The 20,208-nt window shown below is 69.9% G+C and carries 16 protein-coding genes and 1 pseudogene; 3 read left to right on the top strand and 14 right to left on the bottom strand.

Going from position 1 to position 20,208, the window contains the following annotated elements:
- Positions 1–599 precede the first annotated feature (599 nt).
- Positions 600–2,561, top strand: a complete 1,962-nt coding sequence (locus HUV60_RS25525; RefSeq protein WP_257849547.1) for a hypothetical protein — start codon at positions 600–602, stop codon at positions 2,559–2,561.
- Between the two features lie 67 nt (positions 2,562–2,628).
- On the opposite strand, the gene HUV60_RS25520 is transcribed toward HUV60_RS25525, so the two are convergent.
- From HUV60_RS25520 to HUV60_RS25505, 4 genes are all read right to left on the bottom strand, one after another.
- Positions 2,629–3,546 (bottom strand): SMI1/KNR4 family protein, encoded by a 918-nt coding sequence (locus HUV60_RS25520; RefSeq protein ID WP_257849546.1) that lies wholly within the window; start codon positions 3,544–3,546, stop codon positions 2,629–2,631.
- A 301-nt stretch (positions 3,547–3,847) separates the two neighbouring features.
- Positions 3,848–5,320: a transposase gene (locus HUV60_RS25515; protein ID WP_257849545.1), complete on the bottom strand. Its 1,473-nt coding sequence runs from the start codon at positions 5,318–5,320 to the stop codon at positions 3,848–3,850.
- Positions 5,239–6,801 (bottom strand): DUF4158 domain-containing protein, encoded by a 1,563-nt coding sequence (locus HUV60_RS25510; protein ID WP_269441236.1) that lies wholly within the window; start codon positions 6,799–6,801, stop codon positions 5,239–5,241. The genes HUV60_RS25515 and HUV60_RS25510 overlap by 82 nt, the downstream gene beginning before the upstream one ends.
- 101 nt (positions 6,802–6,902) lie before the next feature.
- Complete coding sequence (locus HUV60_RS25505; protein WP_257849543.1) at positions 6,903–7,469, bottom strand: dienelactone hydrolase family protein; 567 nt, start codon at positions 7,467–7,469, stop codon at positions 6,903–6,905.
- A 119-nt stretch (positions 7,470–7,588) separates the two neighbouring features.
- Here HUV60_RS25505 and HUV60_RS25500 point away from each other — a divergent pair, with 119 nt between their 5' ends.
- A complete protein-coding gene (locus tag HUV60_RS25500) occupies positions 7,589–8,764 on the top strand; it encodes a mechanosensitive ion channel family protein (protein ID WP_257849542.1) in 1,176 nt (391 codons plus the stop codon).
- A gap of 7 nt (positions 8,765–8,771) precedes the next feature.
- Here HUV60_RS25500 and HUV60_RS25495 read toward each other — a convergent pair whose 3' ends face one another.
- From HUV60_RS25495 to HUV60_RS25470, 6 genes and pseudogenes are all read right to left on the bottom strand, one after another.
- Positions 8,772–9,518, bottom strand: a complete 747-nt coding sequence (locus tag HUV60_RS25495) for an SDR family NAD(P)-dependent oxidoreductase (RefSeq protein WP_257849541.1) — start codon at positions 9,516–9,518, stop codon at positions 8,772–8,774.
- 47 nt (positions 9,519–9,565) lie between these two features.
- Positions 9,566–9,846, bottom strand: a pseudogene (locus tag HUV60_RS25490) (Na+/H+ antiporter); the annotation flags it as partial.
- A 30-nt stretch (positions 9,847–9,876) separates the two neighbouring features.
- Positions 9,877–10,344 (bottom strand): GNAT family N-acetyltransferase, encoded by a 468-nt coding sequence (locus HUV60_RS25485; RefSeq protein WP_257849540.1) that lies wholly within the window; start codon positions 10,342–10,344, stop codon positions 9,877–9,879.
- Complete coding sequence (locus tag HUV60_RS25480) at positions 10,341–11,285, bottom strand: RluA family pseudouridine synthase (RefSeq protein ID WP_257849539.1); 945 nt, start codon at positions 11,283–11,285, stop codon at positions 10,341–10,343. Before HUV60_RS25480 ends, HUV60_RS25485 begins: the two co-directional genes overlap by 4 nt.
- 55 nt (positions 11,286–11,340) lie before the next feature.
- The gene (lspA, locus tag HUV60_RS25475; protein WP_257849538.1) at positions 11,341–11,973 is read right to left on the bottom strand and encodes a signal peptidase II; all 633 of its coding nucleotides are present in this window, start codon (positions 11,971–11,973) and stop codon (positions 11,341–11,343) included.
- A gap of 88 nt (positions 11,974–12,061) precedes the next feature.
- A complete protein-coding gene (locus HUV60_RS25470) occupies positions 12,062–12,979 on the bottom strand; it encodes a TraR/DksA family transcriptional regulator (RefSeq protein ID WP_257849537.1) in 918 nt (305 codons plus the stop codon).
- A 647-nt stretch (positions 12,980–13,626) separates the two neighbouring features.
- Here HUV60_RS25470 and ileS point away from each other — a divergent pair.
- Positions 13,627–16,785, top strand: coding sequence for an isoleucine--tRNA ligase (ileS, locus tag HUV60_RS25465; protein ID WP_257849536.1), 3,159 nt, complete (start codon positions 13,627–13,629; stop codon positions 16,783–16,785).
- Between the two features lie 259 nt (positions 16,786–17,044).
- On the opposite strand, the gene HUV60_RS25460 is transcribed toward ileS, so the two are convergent.
- The 4 genes from HUV60_RS25460 to HUV60_RS25445 form a co-directional block, all read right to left on the bottom strand.
- A complete protein-coding gene (locus HUV60_RS25460; protein ID WP_257849535.1) occupies positions 17,045–18,298 on the bottom strand; it encodes a DivIVA domain-containing protein in 1,254 nt (417 codons plus the stop codon).
- Between the two features lie 52 nt (positions 18,299–18,350).
- Positions 18,351–18,641 (bottom strand): YggT family protein, encoded by a 291-nt coding sequence (locus tag HUV60_RS25455; RefSeq protein WP_257849533.1) that lies wholly within the window; start codon positions 18,639–18,641, stop codon positions 18,351–18,353.
- Positions 18,642–18,691: 50 nt separating this feature from the next.
- Positions 18,692–19,342, bottom strand: coding sequence for a cell division protein SepF (locus tag HUV60_RS25450; RefSeq protein ID WP_257850251.1), 651 nt, complete (start codon positions 19,340–19,342; stop codon positions 18,692–18,694).
- 128 nt (positions 19,343–19,470) lie between these two features.
- The gene (locus tag HUV60_RS25445; protein WP_257849531.1) at positions 19,471–20,202 is read right to left on the bottom strand and encodes a YggS family pyridoxal phosphate-dependent enzyme; all 732 of its coding nucleotides are present in this window, start codon (positions 20,200–20,202) and stop codon (positions 19,471–19,473) included.
- Positions 20,203–20,208: the final 6 nt, after the last annotated feature.

Below are 20,208 nucleotides of genomic sequence, written 5' to 3'. Positions count from 1 at the left end.
CTCTGGCCCTTGCTCGCGGGCGGGGTGGATCACCACGGGGCGGACGACGGTGTCGCCGTCATCTGTTCCAGCTCCGCAACGAGGAGCCGCGCGTCGACGTCGGCGTCATGCGGGCCGCCGAGCGCTGGTTGGGGTAGCGCCGCGCTTGACCGACCACAGCCCGCGCCAAACCGCGTCCCACGCCATCGCGCCCTCCCGCCAGACGCGGGCCAGCTACTGTCCGCCGCCGGGTCGCCGAGGCCCGAAGGAATTAGCCAACAAGGTCAGATTGCTGCGGGGCCCTACGGCTGCTTCCGGGGTGCCGCCGCGACAGTCCATCCGAGGATGGCGGCGGGGCCGACCGTACGAGCGTCGCGCGCTCAGAATGGCGATCTTCCCTCTGTCCTACGGGAGTTGCGCGTGATGGGGTTGCGTCGAACATTCGCGCCCTTAGCGGAGGATCGTTGAGACGCACACGTATAACGGCGGCGCTGCGCTGCATGGCAGCTGGCGCCGTTCTTGCTGTTCTGGCCGGGGCGGGAACGGCTTCCGCCGCCGGTTCACCGAAGGGGCCTGGTCCGCTGGCCGCGCCGCCGAAGGTCCACGGACCGGAAGCGGAGATGTCCATCACGGCAGGGTCGCGTCCGGTGTCGGGAAGTAACCCGTCCGCCGGCCCGAAGTTCACCAAGTCCGGCGACACATGGCGGGTCGTCGCCCCCGAGGTCGTGCTGCGCAACACCGTCACCGACGCCGACGGGGAAAAGTCGACCCTGACATTCGAAGTGTGGACGGCCAACGCCGACGGCACGCCGGGCACCAAGGTCAAGCTGACCGACGCCAACTCGTACGGGGTGCTGGTGTCCCCGTATGTGGCGTCCGGCAGCACGGCGTCGGTCAAGGTCGACTACGGCCGGCTGAAGCCGCGCACCACCTACCTGGTGCACACCAACGCCTACGACGGCAGCCTGTACGAAAACACCTGGTCCCCATGGGCGAAGTTCCGCATCGAGCCCTACGTGACGTTCCCCGTCGCACAGTCCACCTCGGGAATCGACTCGACCGCACAGACCACGGTGGAGTTCACCCGCACCGACCCGGACGGCTCCGCCACCGCGACGTCCACGGCCACGGCCACGGCCACGGCCACGGAACAGCCGTCGCCGACGCTGGCGGACTTCGACAAGGACGACTGCTCCAAGCAGGACAAGGCTGACCGCACGGTGTGCTTCCGCATGGTCAAACGGGACAAGGCCAAGTCCGTGCAGGCTCCGCCGAAGTCCGGAAAGACCCGGGAGACCAAGCAGACGTTCACCGCCAAGTCGGCCGAGTCGGCGGGGATCATGTCGACGCCGGGCGGTAACGATGCGGTCGACCTGGTCGACTGGTGCACCAACGCCGCCGAGGGCCTGGACTACATGAACCGCACCGAAGCCTGCCTGAAAACTCTGGGTGAGGGCGAGCTGTGGTTCTTCGACTCCGACCCGCAGAAGCCGGCCATCGGTAGGGGCACGTTCCTGTTCGAGCAGCGGATGAAGACCTACCGCAACAAGACCGAATCCGGCAGCGACTTCGCCGAGTTCGACCAGCAGCTCGTGATCGCCCCCACCTACATCGACCCCGCACTGGAAGGCGTCACGATGCGGTGGGACATCGACTCGTCGTGCTCGGCGTGCGACGTGGCGCCGATCCAGTGGACCGACGACGGCGCCAACCCCGTCAACGGCGCGCACTGGGACTACGACCCGCTCCAGGACTACCGCAGCATGTGGGGCACCGTGGTGACCCGCTGGCTCGGCACCGGCAAGGAGCAGATCGATCTGGACTGGTCGATCACCGCGACCGTCGACGCCAGCAACTCCGTCGACGCGACGGCAGACTTCGGCACCAGCGGTGTCGCCTCCGTGCGGGAACTCGCCCCGCGGTGCGACGACATCACCCGCGGCGCGGTCACCCCAGGCTGCGTGCTGCCGTTCTTCAAGCCGACGTTCACCCTGGACACCAACCTCTACCCGGCGGCGGGTGGCTACTACTGGCTGATGCAGGAGCGGATGCCCGACCATGCCGGCTCCAAGAAATGGGACAGTCTGGTGCACTACCTGGGTCCGGACACCACGGTGAAGAACCCGTCCACGGGGGCGCCCTGGTCCTCGGACGACAGCCGCAAGGTGGTGTGCCCCAGCACGTGGACCAAGCACCCTGCGGACAGCATCGTCGGCACCACCGGCTGCGACGAGTACGCGCCCGCGTCCACGCACGAGTCCGGCGGGTTCCCTGGCGGGGTCAACCAGGTCACCAGCGGCAACCAGTGCGCCCAGTTGTACACCGACTGGGTGTTCAACGGGGTCGGTGACGGGTCGACGTCGTTCGGTCTTCTCGCGGACACCCGCGTCGCGACCAACGGCCCGACAGGTACGGAGCGCTGCGGCCGGGCGGCGATCGACTCGGCGCAGAACCAGGGCGCATTCCACAAGCTCCAACCGTCGGTCTGGCGGCTGACCGACGGGGACGGATTCTTCATCGACACCCCGGGGTTCAACCACTGCTCGGGCGTGGCGGTGACCTGCACCTGGCGCAAGGTGTAAGCACCACCTGACCCCAGGAAGCACGAAGGGGCGGACAGGCAACTGCCTGTCCGCCCCTTCTCTCGCGTCAGCCAGTGAACGGCCGCCACAGGGCGGCCTCGTCCGCCGCGACCGGCGGACCCCACACCAGCCTTTCCCCGACCAGACCGGGGCGGTATCCGGTGGCCAGCTGCGGATTCTCCAGCTTGTCGGCGATCTCCTCCAGCAGCATCGTCAGCGAATTGTCCTCGACGGTGCGCACGGCCGTGTCGTCCCAGTGCCCAACCTCGCCCGTCTCCGCGTCGACGAACAGGCCATAGCTGGTGTCGGTCACCGACCACGAGCAGAACGGGATCCAGGACGGCTTCCACATCCACGACTCCTCATTGTCGTGGTCCTGCTGCCAGCGCGACTGCCGCCGGTAGACCGCACAAACCGAGTCCAACGGCATCAACGCCCACCCGTGATCGGGGAAGAAGCCGGCATCCGGGATGTCCTGGTTGCCGGCGCACAGCAGCCACAGCGCCCGCAGTTCCACCGGCACACGCACGCCCAGCTGCTGCACCAGGGCGTCGATGTCCTGCTCGGCCGCGGCGGGCAGCAGCGCCTCGTGCGAGGCCGGCGCGTTCTGCTCAAGCCATGAGGTAATTCGCTGCCACGCCCCGGTCACCTGCCGTACGGCGATCTGCTCCAGGCGCGGATCGGGGGCCTGGCCGTCGTCGGTATCGCTGGTGGCGGGGAGCGGTCCGGTGGCTTCGACGTCACGGATCTGGAGCTGCCCCTCCGCCATCAGGGGCGGGCCGTAGGCGTAGCGCACGGTCAGGGGCGGGCAGTCATCGAAGGTGTCGCCGTCGATCGTCGCAGCGTACAGGCCGAGCCTGCCGGTGCGCTTGCCCAGACGGGGGTCGTCGGCCAGTTGCCGAGCGAGGACCTTGACCGCGTATGGGACACCGTCTCCGAGGTGGGCACAGAGGTCGCGTATGTGGTCGGGTATGTCCACGGTCACGGTCAAGGTTCCGTTTCCCCCTCTGGGTCGTTGGATGCTGTCTGCCAGGATGCCAGCCGTAGGGCCGCCCCCGCAGTGATCTGCGGGGGCGGCCCTACGGCTGGTTCTGGGGTGCCTCATTGCGGTCAGTTGAGGACGGGGGTGCGGTCGACGTGGAGGATTTTGCAGGTGACCGAACGTTCGAACAGGGGCCCTGACGTGGTTCGGCCGAACCACGTTGCTCGGGCATGACAAGTCGTACTTGCCGAACTTGCCTGCACCCTTGATCAGCCACCTGAGCAGCGGAAAGAGGTGCCACCCCCTAGATGACGATGGCGGCAAGGGCGAGGTGGGAGTTCATGTCCAGCTCGAACCGGCCGTAAGGGTTCACGTGGGTCCAGAACAGCGGGGACAGAGCCCGCCGGTCGGCGTCGGTAAGCCGCTTCTGCCACTTCTCCTCACTCAGGATGTCCTGGAGGAGCAGGGTGTTGACGTGCACCAACGCCGACTGGAGCAGGTGCAGGGCGAGCATGGAGACCTCCTGGCTCTCCTTGTCGGAGCCGGTCAGGTCGCCGTCCTTGCCGTAGAACAGGTCGTGGTTGGCGGAGTTCCAGTTCTCCACGACCTGGAGCCCGTCGTTGATCTCGCGCCGCAGGTCCGCGTCGGCGAGGTAGTCGCAGATGAACGCCGTACGCACCGCACGCCCAAGTTCCTCGATCGCCCGGTACGTCGGGTGCTTCGGGCCGCCGCGGGTGAAACGCCGCAGGACCTGCTCAGCCTCCGCGGTGCCCAGGCGCAGGGCGGTGGTGTACTTCACGATCTGGTCGTACTGCTGGCGGATCAGGTCCCAGTCGATCGTCTTGGTCGACAACACCGGCGCCAGGTGCGGCCACTTCTCGTCCTCCCCGGCCGCCAGCCGGTACAGCCGCGCCGAGCCGACGTTCTTCAGCCTGGGCAGCAGGTTGAAGCCGAGCATGTGGGCGAAGGCGAACCCGACGATGGAGGCGCCGTGCGTGTCGGTGTAATGCCGGTCGATCTCCACGTCCGTGCAGTGCCGCAGCACACCCTCGATCATCGCGGCGACCTCAGAGGCCGAGCAGGACTTGAGCTGGCTGTAGACGCACAGCGACTTCTTCTCGACGTGCCAGTAGATCATCACGCCGGGCCCGCGGTACCGCTGGTGCCACTCGGTCATGAAGTTCGAGGACCGGGAGCCGAACTTCTTGGAGTCGCTCGCGCAGGCGGTGCCCTCGCCCCACCACGCGGCATCGCGGGCGGCGAAGGTGGCGTTGACCAGCCGCACCAGCGCCGCGCGCATGTTGGTCCGGTTGACGAACAGGTGCCGTACCCGGCGCAGGACGGCCTCGCTCTCGCCGTGCTTGCCGGTGACCGCGACCCGCTTGATGCCCATGTTCGTCCCCAGCGCGAACAGCACCAGCAGCAGCCGGCGCCGCAACACCGCCTTCGGGACCGCCTCCCGCGTGGCGACCGAGGTGAACTCGGACGTGAAGCCGGTGGCGAACTCGGCTTCCTTGAGGATGTCGGTCAGGTCGATGGTGCCCCAGCGGCGCTCGATCTCCGCCTTCAGGGCGACGAGGTTCTCCGGCTCCTCCTGCTTGCCCAGCGGCGAGACCTTGATCCACGGCTCGCCGTGCCGCTTGACGATGTCCACCCCACCCGTGGTGCCCAGCTCCAGCGCCGTGTCGAAGCGGGTCAGGGCCTCGCGCAGCCGCTTCTGAAGGGCATCGATGAACTTCTGCGGGTCCTGCGGCTGGCGGATCGCGTCGTAGTGCACATCGCGGTGGTCCTCGAAGTCCGGCGGCAGATCGTCCTCCGGGTTCCGCCACCGGCACCCAGATCTCCCGGCGCCGCAGGGCGTCCCGCAGCGCCACGAGCACGCACAGCTCGTACGGGATGCGCTCGACCCGGCCGCGCTCGTCCACGACCGCCTTGCGCCACTCCTCGCGCACCACCCCCCGCGAGTGGGATCTTCTCCTCCTCGTCGAAGAACGCGCCCTCCTTGGCGATGGGCTGATCCAGGTACCGCTTGAGCAGGTCGATCGCGTCCATCACCGGCCGGTAGGCGGTGTTGTTGCACTTCAGCTCCAGCGCGTTCAGCAGAGGCGAGAGCATCCGCCGCCAGTGGCCCGAGTACGACGAGCGCAGCACCGTCCGCACCCGGGCCCGGTAACGAGCCTCGTTCGCCGCGGCCTCCGCCGCCAGGGCCTTCGAGGTGGACTCACCGGCCACCGGATAGATCACCTTGCGGACCGTGCCGCCCGGCTCCGCGACCGCCGCCTCCGCCAGCCGCAGCAGGATGCCCTCCTTGCCGCGGACCCGCTTCAACTCCTTGTTGAACTCGCCCTCTACCTTCTTCTCCGCCCGCGTGTTGATCTTCTGCACGAGCTGGATGAACAGTTCCACCAGCGAGTCGGTGATCTCCGTCTCCCGCACATGGCACAGCGTCGACAGCAGCGCGTACCGCACCGGCCCGGCCGCCGCCCGCAGGTCCGAGGGGTACTCCTTCGCCGCCCGCGCCCTCCAGGCCGCCACCAGCTTCTCCGACACGTCCCCGAACAGCTCCGGTGGCAGCTGAAGCCCGCGCACCCGCTGGAGCTTGTTCACCTCCGCCAGCAGGCTGTCCAGCCCCAACGCACCCGGGTCCGCCTTCAGCTCGGTGAAGAACGTGCCCCCACTGCCCGCGCTCTCGTCCGTGCCGGCGTCCTCGGCGATCAGGTCGTCCAGCCGCGAGCGGGTCGCCGCCGACAGCCGGCCCACCGTGGCCGCGCAGAACCGCTCCTCGAAGGTGCTGACCGCCGAGCCCACCAACCGGGCGATACGCCCGGTCGTCGGCGGCTCCAGCCGGTCGTTGCGGCACCGGGCCACCACCGCCTCCGCGAGCCGGTCCCGGTTCAGCTCCACCCCGCACAGCTCGACCGCCAGCCACTCCGCGAGCTGGGCCTGGTCCTCCTTGGTGCACTCACGGAAGCCGAACGCGGCCCGGATCTCCGTCCGGTGCCGTTTGATCGCCCGCCCCGACCAGTCGTACGCGACCCACTCATCCGCCGCCACCTTCACCTGCTGGGCGACGTACGACACCGCCGGCACCGGGATCTCCCCGGCGTCCTCCGGGAACCGGGCCTCCACCTCGAAGAACTTCAGCAACAGCGCGAACCCCAACCTGTTCGCCCCCGACTTGTTCCGCAGCCTTTCCTGGTCCTCCTCCAGCAGCGTCCAGACCTCGATCAGGTCCTCCGGCTCCCACTCCTGCCGCACCCCGGGCTCCTTCCGGTCGTCATGACCGGACCAACCTCGCTCAGCACGGCGCTCGATGAGCCCAGAAGATCCAAAACTCTGACAAGCAGACCCCAGACCCGCTACAGAGAGCTACTTGTCACTTCGTGGCAGCTTCGGGAGAACAGGGCCTCCTCGTCGTGGTCCGGCAGGTCGGGGTCGGTGTAGAGGTGGCCTGCCCCCGCGTACCGGTACACCTCGACGTCGGCTCCGGCGCGGCCCATCTGCAGATACCAGGCGCTCAGCCAGTCGTCGGTCTCGAACGGGTCCGGCTCGGCGACGTGGAGCTGCACCGGCAGGCCGTCCACCGTCGCGTTCGCCGCGATGTCCGAGGTGCCGTGCAGGAGCAGCAGCCCGCGCGCCCTGCCGTCTCCGAGCGCCAGTGTCTGGGCGACGGAGGCACCGAAGGAGAACCCGGCGTACACCAGCCCCCGCTCCGAGCAGGGTGCGGCGGCGAGCACGGCCCGCCTCAGCAACTCGTCCCTGCCGATGGACTCCTGGTGAGCCATGCCCTCCTCGACCGTGTCGAACGTACGGCCCCCGAAGAGGTCGGGCGTCCCCACCTCGTGCCCGGCGCCGCGCAGCCGGTCCGCGGCCGCGGACACCGCGGGCCGCGGGCCGTAGGTCGAGTGAAACAGCATGATGTTCATGACGCCCATGGTGCCAGCCGGGTACGCCAGCCGGTGTGCCGGACCGCGGCACGGTCCGTACCCACGACGCAGCGGATGTCACATGTTCACTCCGCCCGAGGCCGGTTAGGTTCGGGGACATGGAAGACGTGCTCCGCCCCTTGATCGTGTTCGGCGGCTCGGTCGTGCTCACCCTGGTGCTCGGCTACGCCACCGACCGACTGCTGCGCAAGGCCGACGTCCGGCACCCCGAGACCCCCATGTGGGGGCTGCTCCGGCGCGGCCGCATCCCCTACCAGCTGCTCGTCTGCGCGGCCCTGCTGAGAGGTTCGTTCAGCGAGGCGAAGCTGTTCGAAGGCAGCCGGGCCACCGTCGAGCGGGTGCTGACACTGGTGCTGATCGGGTCGGTCGCCTGGCTGGTGATCCGGATCGCGGCGGCCGTCGTCGAGACCTCGTACACCCGGTACGCCAACGTGCACCGGGAGCGCGACCCGGCCAGGGTCCGCCGGGTGCGCACCCAGGTGACGTTGATCCGGCGGGTCGTCTCGGCGATCGTCGGAGTGGTGGCGATGGCCGCGATGCTGCTGACCTTCCCCGCCATGCGCGCGGCCGGTGCCTCGCTGCTGGCCTCGGCGGGTATTCTCGGCATCGTCGCCGGTGTCGCCGCCCAGTCCACGCTCAGCAACCTCTTCGCCGGGCTGCAGATCGCCTTCGGTGACATGGTGCGCATCGGTGACACGGTCGTGGTGGACGGCGAGTGGGGCACGGTCGAGGAGATCACCCTGACCTTCCTCACCGTGAACACGTGGGACGAGCGCCGGATCACCATGCCGGTGTCGTACTTCACGTCCAAGCCGTTCGAGAACTGGTCCCGGGACAGCCCTCAGATGACCGGCACGGTCCACTGGCACCTCGACCACCGGGCCCCGCTGGACGCGATGCGCGAGCGGCTGCGCGACATCCTGCGCGAGTGCCCGGCCTGGGACGGCCGCGCCTACAACCTGACCGTCACGGACACCACGCCCAGCAGCATGCACGTGCGGGCCCTCGTGACGGCCAAGGACGCGAGCGACATCTGGACGGTACAGGTGGAGGTCCGCGAGCAGATGATCCGCTGGCTGGCCGAGCAGCACCCCTACGCCCTGCCCCGGGTCAGCACCGCCCCGGCCGATGCGGCGCCGGTCCCCGACAAGAGCCACCGCTCCCCCGGCGGTGCCGCCGGCATCATCCGTCCCCCCGGCCTGCCCGGTCCCTCCGGCCCTCCGGACGGCGAATCGGCCGCCCACAGCACTCAGGACGCGACACAGGAGTACTGACGGCGTCTCAGTGGCCGCGTTCGGCGCCGCCGTTGACCTGGATGATCTGCGAGGTGATGTGTGCGGCGCCCGGGGAGGCCAGCCAGTGCAGAGTGGCGGCCACGTCCCCGGGCGTCCCGGCCCGCCCGTCGGCGGTCTCGGCGACGAGCTCCGCCCGCCGCTCCCCGTCGATGCCGTCGCCGAAGAACGCGGTGTCCTCGATGTAGCCGGGCGCGACCACGTTCACCGTGATGCCGTGCGGCCCCAGCTTCCGGGCGAGGTCATGGCCGTACGGATGCAGTCCGGCCTTGGCCGCCGCGTAAGCGACCTGCCCGGAGCCCCGGTAGGCGGCGATGGAACTGAGAAACAGCACCCGCCCGCCGGGCTCGGCGAGCCGGTCCCTCAGTGCCTCCGTGAGCAGGACGGCGGTGAGCAGGTTGAGCCGGAAGTTGACCGTCCAGTGGCGGGCGAGGGCCTCGAGCGGGTCGTCCGCCCCGGCCTGGCGTTCGAGGAGACCGTTACCCCCGGCGCTGTGGATCAGCACGTCGACGGCCCCCAACTCCCGGCCGACGTAGTCGGCGACGCCCCGCACGGCGACCGGATCGGCAAGGTCCGCGGCGTACACCTCGGCCCCGCGCACCTCGGCCCCGGCCCGCTCCAGGACCTCCCCGCGGCGCCCTAGCAACAGCACCCGGTCCCCGGCGGCGGCGAACACCCGTGCCGCCTCCAGCCCGATGCCCGTACCACCTCCGCTGATCACCACGTTCCGCGTCATGCCCCGACCTTACGAACAGAACGCCGCATCGCCACGCGAACTCACCGCAGACCGCGCACATCGAGCCGGCGCAGCACCACGCTCTCGAGCCGGCTCAGCGGGATGTCCTCGCCGGTGTCCCGCGGGGCGTGAGCCGCCGGGTGAGCCAGGTCGCGGGCAGCAGCCGGACCAGGACGACCACGCCCACGGCCGCCGCCGACCAGCCGGGCAGTCCGCCCCAGTGGCCGGACGCGGCCGTGACCGCGTTGTGCAGTTCGAGACCGCCGCGTCCGAACCCGACGCCGGTGAGGAGTGTGCCGACGATGTCCCAGAAGGTGTGCCCGGCCACGGAACGCGTCCGGCTACGGAGACCCGCCGGTCACAGAGCGCGCCGCATGGCCCGGTGCGGCATCCCCGCGTCCGGGAACTCCGGTCCGTACGCCCCATACCCCAGCCGCTCGTAGAACCCCAGGGCGTGGGTCTGCGCGTGCAGGTCGACGGCGGTGAGACCGCGGGTGCGGGCCGCCTCCTCGATGCCCCGCACCAGGGCGGCCCCGACGCCGAGCCCTCGCGCCCGACGCATCACCGCGAGCCGCCCGAGGGACCCGACCGACGCGTCATCGCCGGTCTTCGCCGCGGCGGCCCCTCCGTGCAGCAGCCGTCCGGTGCCGAGCGCCGAGCCGTCCTGACCGGCCGCGAGCACATGCACGGCGCCGGCGTCGTACGCGTCGTGCTCCAGGTCCTCGGGCACTTTCTGCTCGGCGACGAAGACCTCCTTGCGCACCGCGAAGCACGCCCGAAGGTCGTCGGTTCCCACCGCCTCGCGGACCACGTACGGGGTGCTCACGCGTAGGTCTCCTCCCGGACCAGGTCGAGCGCCTGGCGCAGGTCCTCGGGGTAGTCGCTGGTGAACTCCGCCCACAGGCCGTCGCCGGGGTGCTCGAAGCCGAGCCGTACGGCGTGCAGCCACTGGCGGGTGAGACCGAGCCGCTTGGCGAGCGTGGGGTCTGCACCGTAGGTCAGGTCGCCGACGCAGGGGTGCCGGTGGGCGGCCATGTGGACGCGGATCTGGTGGGTGCGGCCGGTCTCCAGTTTGACGTCGAGGAGCGAGGCGGCGCGGAAGGCCTCGACGAGGTCGTAGTGCGTGACGGAAGGCTTGCCCTCGGCGGTGACCGCCCACTTGTAGTCGTGGTTCGGATGCCGCCCGATGGGGGCGTCGATGGTGCCGCTGGTCGGGTCGGGGTGGCCCTGGACCAGGGTGTGGTAACGCTTGTCGACCGTGCGCTCCTTGAACTGGCGCTTCAGCGACGTGTACGCGTACTCCGACTTGGCGACCACCATGAGACCGGAGGTGCCGACGTCGAGGCGGTGCACGATGCCCTGACGCTCGGCGGCGCCGGAGGTCGAGATGCGGTACCCGGCGGCGGCGAGACCGCCGATCACGGTCGGTCCGGTCCAGCCCGGCGAGGGGTGGGCGGCGACGCCGACCGGCTTGGCGATCACGACCACGTCGTCGTCGTCGTACACGATCTCCATGCCCTCGACGAGCTCGGCGACCACCCGTACCGGGGCGGGCGCCTGCGGCATCTCCACCTCGAGCCAGGCGCCCCCGCTCACCCGCTCCGACTTGCCGACCACCGACCCGTCGACCATGACCTTCCCCGCGGTGGCGAGTTCGGCCGCCTTGGTCCGGGAGAAGCCGAACATGCGGGAGATGGCGGCGTCGACGCGCTCGCCCTCCAGTCCGTCGGGTACGGGCAGGGTCCGGATCTCGGGAATCGTGCTCACCCGTCGAGTATGCCGGACCGGTCCGGCAACTCCGTACGCGCGCTCCCGGGCCTGCTCAGTCCTTGTGGACGGTCCCGTCCGGGTCGAGGCCCCGGAAGGACAGCAGGACGATCAGGATGCCGCCGCAGACGATCGCCGAATCCGCCAGGTTGAAGACGGCGAAGTGCTTGGGCGCGATGAAGTCGACGACCGCGCCCTGGAAGACCCCCGGGGAGCGGAAGATCCTGTCCGTGAGGTTGCCGAGGGCACCGCCGAGCAGCAGGCCCAACGCGATCGCCCAGGGCAGGCTGTACAGCTTGCGGGCCAGCCGGATGATCACCACGATCACCACCGTCGCGATCAGCGTGAAGATCACGGTGAAGGCTTCCCCGAAGCCGAACGCCGCGCCCGCGTTGCGGATCGCCTCGAACCTCAGCCAGTCCCCGACGATCTCGATGGGCTCGTGGTGCTCCAGCTTGGCGACCACGATCATCTTGCTGACCAGGTCGAGGGCGTAGGCGACGACGGCGACGGCGAACAGCACGGCCACGCGCCGCTTGCCGCGGGGTGCCCCGGCCGCCGGCTCCGTCTCCGCGCCCTGGGCATCGGCCCCCTCGAGCCCGGTCCGGTCCCGCCCGTCCCGGTCCTGCTCGTCCCGGTCCGCGTCCGGAGTTTCCGGCGTACCGATGATGCGCTCCGCCTCTGCCACGTGAGTCCCTCAACCTAGGTACCTGACTGAGGACGAGGGTACGACACCCCCCGTGCGTCCCTCGTGCTCAGGCCACGTACGGCGGCGCTCAGTACCGGCGCTCCTGCTTCTGCTTGCACTCGACGCACAGCGTGGCCCGGGGGAAGGCCTGCATCCTGGCCTTGCCGATCGGATTGCCGCAGTTCTCGCACAGGCCGTAGGTACCGGCGTCCAGCCGCTGCAGGGCGCGCTCGTACTGGGTGAGCATCTCGCGCGCGTTGGCGGCGAGCGCCAGTTCGTGCTCACGCGTGATGTTCTTCGTGCCGGTGTCGGCCTGGTCGTCGCCCGCCCCGTCACCGGAGTCCCGCATCAGGCCGGCCAGCGACCGTTCGGACGAGGTGATCTCCTCGCGCAGCCGCAGCACCTCGGCCGTCAGTTCGGCCCGCGCGCCCTCGACCTCTTCCGGTGTCCAGGGCTCCTCGCCCGGCCGCACCGCGAGGTCGCCGGGCTCCACTGCCGCGATCCGCGCCTTGGGCACGGCGGTCTTCGCCGCCGTCGCCGTTCCAGGAGTCTTCTTAGCACCCACCGTCGTCGCTCCCGTCTGCGTCACGGCCTCGGCCGCACCCGCGTCAGTGGCCGTGCCATGCACGGCCGTGTCCTGTGTGCCCCCGCTGGTCCTGGTGGTGCCTGTGTCCGTGCCGCCCTTGCGCGCGGCGTCCGCCGTCCGCCGGGGGTTCCTGCCCGCGGAGGCTTCGGAGGCGCCCTTCCGGGCCGCGGACGCCCCGCCGGCCGGCTTCGCCGCCGCGGCCTTCCCTGCCTTCGCTTTCCCGGCCCCGGCCTTCCCCGCCGCGGCCTTCGCCGATCCGGCCTTCCCGGCCGACTGCTTCGTGGCCGCCTTCCCCGTCTTCCCCGCCGTGTTCTTCCCGGTCCGCGCCTTCGCCGTCGCCCTCGTGCCCTTTCGGGACTCCTCGGCGGACGCGGCCGTGCCGGACGCCGACTGCTGTACGGCGGTCTTCTTCGCCACCATGGCCGGGGCCCCTTTTCACATGCTGTGATCTTGCACGCAACCGTGCTGGGACGATAAATCGACTCGGGTCCCGCGGCAACGGGGCGCACCGCCCGATCGCCCGCCGCGCGGACGCCGCGCGGCGGACCTTCATGCGTTGTGCCCAGCTCCCCGCCGGGTATGCCACCAAGTCGGACGTCGCAGAATCCGAACACCCGTACTGTGCCATTCGGTGGCATGTCAGGCCATGCACGACTCGTACGGCATGCGCGCGGACCCCGCCGTGCCCCGCCCGGGCCCTCCACCCGCCGCCCCCGGAACAACCGGTCGGCCGCTGTCCGCCGCGCGCCGTACACTGGGCGGAGCGAAAAGCGTGGATGGGGACGAGTAGCGGCGTACGCAGCCCAGAGCGACCCGGGGACGGTGTGAGCCCGGGGGCGAGCGCGACGCGAAGATCACCCCGGAGCCGCCGGAGGAAAGCCGCAGCCCACAGCAGCGTCGAGTAGAACCGGCATCGCGACCCCAATGAGGGGGCCGACCGGCGCACACGACGCACCGGGGGCCAAGGAGGGTGGTACCGCGGGAGCGCGCCGACAGCGGCGCAGGGATCGACACGGCTCTCGTCCCTCCGGACGGAAGGCAGCAAGTCCGCCGGAGGAAGCCCGCTGATGACAACACCGACATACCGACAGGTGCCCGCCCAGGTCGACCTGCCCGCTCTCGAGCACGCGGTGCTCGGCTTCTGGCAGGAACAGAAGATCTTCGCCAAGAGCCTGGAGCAGTCCGAGGGTCGACCCGAATGGGTGTTCTACGAGGGCCCGCCCACCGCCAACGGCATGCCGGGCGCCCACCACATCGAGGCGCGCGTCTTCAAGGACGTCTTCCCCCGCTTCCGCACCATGCGCGGCTACCACGTGGGCCGCAAGGCCGGCTGGGACTGCCACGGCCTCCCGGTGGAGCTGGCGGTGGAGAAGGAACTCGGTTTCTCCGGCAAGCAGGACATCGAGGCGTACGGCATCGCCGAGTTCAACGCCAGGTGCCGCGAGTCGGTGACCCGCCACACCGACGCCTTCGAGGAGCTCACGACCCGCATGGGGTACTGGGCCGACCTCCAGGACCCGTACCGCACGATGGACCCGGAGTACATCGAGTCCGTCTGGTGGTCCCTGAAGGAGATCTTCGACAAGGACCTGCTGGTCCAGGACCACCGCGTCGCCCCCTGGTGCCCCCGTTGCGGCACCGGCCTGTCCGACCACGAGCTGGCACAGGGCTACGAGACGGTCGTCGACCCGTCCGTCTACGTCCGCTTCCCGCTCACCTCCGGCCCCCTGGCCGGCGAGGCCGCGCTCCTGGTGTGGACGACCACGCCGTGGACGCTGGTGTCCAACACCGCCGTCGCCACGCACCCCGAGGTCACCTACGTCGTCGCGACGAACGGCGAGGAGCGGCTCGTCGTCGCCGAGCCACTGGTCGCCAGGTCCCTCGGCGAGGGCTGGAAGACCACCGGCGCGTCCTTCACCGGCGCCGAGATGGAGCGCTGGACCTACCAGCGGCCCTTCGGGTTCGTGGAGTTCCCGGAGCCGGCGCACTACGTGGTCAACGCCGACTACGTCACCACCGAGGACGGTACGGGCCTGGTCCACCAGTCCCCCGCCTTCGGTGAGGACGACCTCAGGGTCTGCCGCTCCTACGGCCTGCCGGTGGTGAACCCGGTCCGCCCGGACGGCACCTTCGAGGAGGGCGTCCCGATGGTCGGCGGCGTCTTCTTCAAGAAGGCGGACGAGAGGCTGACCGAGGACCTGGCGGCCCGCGGCCTGCTGTTCAAGCACACCCCCTACGAGCACAGCTACCCGCACTGCTGGCGCTGCCACACCGCGCTGCTCTACTACGCGCAGCCCTCCTGGTACATCCGCACCACGGCCGTCAAGGACCGCCTGCTCGAGGAGAACGAGGGCACCAACTGGTTCCCGGACTCGGTCAAGCACGGCCGGTACGGCGACTGGCTGAACAACAACATCGACTGGGCGCTGTCCCGCAACCGCTACTGGGGCACCCCGCTGCCGATCTGGCGCTGCGAGGACGACCACCTCACCTGTGTCGGCTCGCTCGCCGAGCTGACCGGACTCACCGGCACCGACCAGTCGGACCTCGACCCGCACCGCCCGTTCATCGACGAGGTCACCTTCGCCTGCCCGCAGGACGGCTGCGGGAGGACGGCCACGCGCGCGCCGGAGGTCATCGACGCCTGGTACGACTCGGGTTCGATGCCGTTCGCGCAGTGGGGCTACCCGCACAAGAACAAGGAACTGTTCGAGAGCCGTTACCCGGCGCAGTTCATCTGCGAGGCCATCGACCAGACCCGCGGCTGGTTCTACACGCTGATGGCGGTCGGCACCCTGGTCTTCGACAAGTCCTCGTACGAGAACGTCGTCTGCCTCGGCCACATCCTCGCCGAGGACGGCCGCAAAATGTCCAAGCACCTGGGCAACACCCTGGACCCGGTCCCGCTGATGGACCAGCACGGCGCGGACGCGGTCCGCTGGTTCATGGCGGCCGGCGGTTCCCCGTGGGCGGCCCGCAGGGTGGGTCACGGCACCATCCAGGAGGTCGTCCGCAAGACGCTCCTGACCTACTGGAACACCGTAGCCTTCCAGGCTCTGTACGCGCGTACGTCCGGCTGGGCACCGTCCGAGGCCGATCCGGCACCCGCCGACCGCCCGCTGCTGGACCGCTGGCTGCTCTCCGAACTGCACGCGCTCACCGACCAGGTGACCCGGGCGCTGGACAGCTACGACACCCAGCGCGCCGGCAAGCTGCTGTCCGCCTTCGTCGACGACCTGTCCAACTGGTACGTGCGCCGGTCCCGGCGCCGCTTCTGGCAGGGCGACAAGGCCGCGCTGCGCACCCTGCACGAGGTCGTCGAGACGGTCACCGGGCTGATGGCCCCGCTGACCCCGTTCATCACCGAGCGGGTCTGGCAGGACCTGGTCGTGCCGGTCACCCCAGACGCTCCGGAGTCGGTCCACCTGTCCTCCTGGCCCGAGGCCGACCTGACGCTGATCGACCCGGAGCTGTCGAAGCAGATGGTGCTGGTGCGCCGCCTGGTGGAGCTGGGGCGGGCCACCCGCGCGGAGTCGGGCGTCAAGACCCGCCAGCCCCTCAAGCGCGCCCTGATCGCGGCGAGCGGCTTCGGCGCCCTCCACCCCGAACTGCACACACAGATCACCGAGGAGCTGAACGTCGAGTCCCTGGCGTCCCTGTCCGAGGTGGGCGGCTCGCTGGTGGACACGACGGCCAAGGCCAACTTCCGTGCCCTGGGAAAGCGGTTCGGCAAGCGCGTCCAGGACGTCGCCAAGGCCGTCGCGGACGCGGACGCCGCCGCGCTGTCCCTGGCGCTGCGCGAGGGCACCGCCTCGGTGGAGGTCGACGGTGAGACGATCACTCTCGCCCCGGACGAGGTGATCATCACGGAGACCCCGCGCGAGGGCTGGTCGGTGGCGTCCGACGCCGGTGCCACGGTCGCCCTGGACCTGGAGATCACCGAGGAGCTGCGCCGTGCCGGCCTGGCCCGGGACGCGATCCGGCTGATCCAGGAAGCCCGCAAGAACAGCGGCCTCGACGTGGCCGACCGGATCGCCCTGCGCTGGACGGCGACGGACGACGCCACGGTCGCGGCCCTGGCCGAACACTCCGGCCTGATCTCGGACGAGGTCCTGGCCACGGCCTTCGTGAATGAGCACGGCGCCCAGGACGAGGCGGACGGCGCCTACGGGCAGCCGTTCACCGACGAGGGCCTGTCCCTGACCTTCCGCCTCCGCAAGGCGTGAGGCCCGGCGGGTGGTTCACACCGGCGCGCCCAGCGCGTCCCGCACCACCCGGTACGCCGGAGGGCCCGGGTCCGCCGAGAACGATGCGGCGGCCCGGGCCCTTCGGTGTTGCGTCCTACGGACAGCCGCCCCGCACCTCGAACAACCACCGCAAAGGGGCCGAACGCGCGTAGCACAAGGGCGAGGCCCCGGGTTCCAGAACCCGGGGCCCCGCCTGAACGCTGTCGGCCGCTACGCCGTACTCATGGCCATCAGGCCGTCAGTTGTCGTCCTCGTCGATCAGGAACCCGCGCATGGGCGAGGGCGCCTGACCCATCGGCGACGGCCCCTGCGGGCGCACCGGCGCCATGGGCTGGGTCATCGCCGGCTGCATCTGCTGCTGGCCACCCCCGTACGACGGGCCGGACTGGCCGGGGCCGCCGCCCAGCTGCTGGTTGCCGCCGTAGGACGGCGCACCGGCACCGGCCGGAGCCATGGAAGGCGCCGGGGACGGCGGCAGCGACGGGGCGGCGGGCTGACGAGGTGGGGCGAGCGAGTCGTCCGCCTGGGTCTCCAGCTGACGCAGCTGCGACTCCAGGTAGGACTTCAGCCGCGTACGGTACTCGCGCTCGAAGCCGCGCAGGTCCTCGACCTTGCGCTCCAGCGTGGCGCGGGCGGACTCCAGGGAGCCCATCGCGACGCGGTGCTTCTCCTGCGCGTCCCGCTCCAGGGCGTCCGCCTTGGAGCGGGCGTCCCGCTCGAGACCCTCGGCACGCGAACGTGCCTCGCCGACGATCTTGTTGGCTTCGGAACGGGCCTCGGCGATCGCCTGGTCGGCGGTCTGCTGGGCCAGCGAGAGCACGCGGGCCGCGCTGTCTCCGCCGGGGCCGCCCTGCTGTCCGGGAAGGCCGGGAGGGCCACCCATGGGGCCGCCGGGGCCACCCATCGGGCCACCGTGGCCCATCTGCCCCTGCATCTGGCCCTGCATCGGGCCGCCCTGGCCCATCGGGCCACCCTGACCCATCGGGCCGCCCTGCCCCATGGAGCCGCCCTGACCCATGGAGCCGCCCTGACCCATGGAGCCGGGGCCCTGGCCCATCGGGCCGGGGCCCTGCGGACCCCCCTGACCGCCGGGGCCGGCGGGCAGCTGCGGCGCACCGCTCGGCAGCTGGGGCGGACCACCCATGGGGCCACCCATCTGCTGCTGCGGCGGGCCCGATATGCCGGCGGGCACCGGACCGCCGGGGCCTCGCATGCCCTGCTGGGGCATGCCCTGGGGCGGCCCCTGTTGCTGTTGCTGCTGTTGCTGCTGGTCCTGCTGGTCCGGAGGCTTGCGCATGTTCTGCTGGTTCTGGGCAGCAGCGCGCGTGGCCGCGGCCAGTTTGGCGCGCAGGTCCTCGTTCTCGCGGAGCAGGCGCGTCAGTTCGGCTTCGACCTCATCAAGGAAGGCATCGACCTCGTCCTCGTCATAGCCTTCTCGGAGGCGGACGGTTGTGAACTGCTTGTTCCGCACGTCCTCGGGGGTCAACGGCATCTCTTCACCTCAACGTAGTCATCGGCAGTCGGCAGGCCCATGTCGTCCACAGTCACCTCAGCGCACTGCCCACGAGGGAGATCAGGATGTAGACAATGATCATCAGTACGAAGAAGGACAGATCGAGCGCCACGCCCCCGAGACGCAGCGGCGGGATAAACCGCCGCAGAAGCTTCAGCGGTGGATCGGTGACAGTGTAGGTGGCCTCCAGGACGACCACCATCACCTTGCCGGGTTGCCACGAGCGGGCGAACTGGAAGACGTAGTCCATGACCAGACGGAAGATGAGCACGATGAGGAACACCATCAGCGCGATGTAGATCACCTGCGCGAACACGCTCATGGTCTGTTTGTCCCTCTCCCCTGTGTCCTGCTTCTGTCCGGTCCTGCGTCTCAGCTCTGGTTGAAGAACCCGCCCTCTGCGATACGGGCCTTGTCCTCCGCCGTGACATCGACGTTAGCAGGAGACAGGAGGAAGACCTTCTGCGTCACCCGCTCGATACTGCCGTGAAGACCAAACACCAAACCGGCCGCAAAGTCGACAAGTCGCTTGGCGTCCGTGTCGTCCATCTCGGTCAAATTCATGATCACCGGAGTGCCTTCGCGGAAGTGTTCCCCGATGGTACGGGCCTCGTTGTAGGTCCGCGGGTGAAGTGTGGTGATCCGGTAAGGCTCTCGTTCCGACACGACCTTGGGCATGATCACCGGTGCGTTCTTCTCCAGGCTGGCGCGTTCTTGTGTGATGGATGCCACGGGCGCGATGCGCGCTGGGCGTGCCGATTCAGCGGGAAGCGAAGCAGACCGGGCGACCGGTTCACGAGACGGGGACGACTGGGCGATTCGCACCCCTTCGTCCCTTTGGGGCTGATGTGCCCCGTGTGCGCTGTGCGACTGGTGCGACGGCTCGTGCCGTCGGTGGTCCCGCTCGGACTCCGGGTCGAGTTCGGGTTCGAAGTCGTCGTCTGGGTCAAATCCGCGGCCGTCGTACCCATCGTCCTCCACGAGGCCGAGGTAGACCGCCATCTTGCGCATCGCGCCGGCCATTCTCCGTGCCCTCCGCTCTGTGGTGGATCCGCTGACGACCGCCAAGTGCCCGCGATCCACAAGGTCCTCAATCCGCCGATCAGCGGCAATGACCATATTTTCTACTGTGGTCCGACTTCCTGGCGACGTTACCCGAGCCTGGAGCGGACTCCGAGTACCGCACTGCCGACGCGCACATGTGTCGCTCCGGCCGCAACAGCCTGTTCGAGATCCGCACTCATCCCCGCGGAGACCATGTTCGCAGCAGGACGGGCCACGCGCAGGTCGGTCGACAAATCCATCAAGCGCTCGAACGCGGCCCGTTGCCGCCCCGCGTACTCCCCGGTGAGCGGGGCGACGGTCATCAGCCCGTCCAGCCGCAGCCCTTCGGCCCCGGCGACGAGATCGGCCAGCTCCGCGATGCCGCCCGGCGCCACGCCGCCGCGCTCACCCCGCCCCCCTCCCGCCGCGGGCCCATCGGCGTCGAGCGCGACCTGGATGAGGCAGCCGAGTTCGCGCCCGGTGCGCACGGCCTCCTTCGAGAGCGCCGTGACCAGTCGGGAACGGTCGACGGACTGCACGAAATCGGCGTAACCGACCACAGAACGCACCTTGTTGGTTTGAAGTTGCCCGACAAAGTGCCATTCAAGGGGCAGGCCCGCACATGCGGCGGCTTTCGGGGCGGCGTCCTGATCACGGTTCTCGGCGACGTGCCGCACACCGAGCTCCGACAGGATCCGCACATCGCTCGCGGGGAAGGTCTTGGTGACCACGATCAGTGTCACCTCCTCGCGCCCGCGCCCGGCGGCCGCGCATGCGGCGGCGATCCGTTCCTCCACATCCGCGAGATTCGCGGCGAGTTCGCCCTTACGGTCCGTCATGCCCCA

Origin of the sequence: Streptomyces sp. KMM 9044 (assembly GCF_024701375.2) — a bacterium.
Lineage (GTDB): Bacteria > Actinomycetota > Actinomycetes > Streptomycetales > Streptomycetaceae > Streptomyces.
Note: the sequence above shows the minus strand (reverse complement) of the source record. Positions and strands in the feature narration are given on the sequence as shown.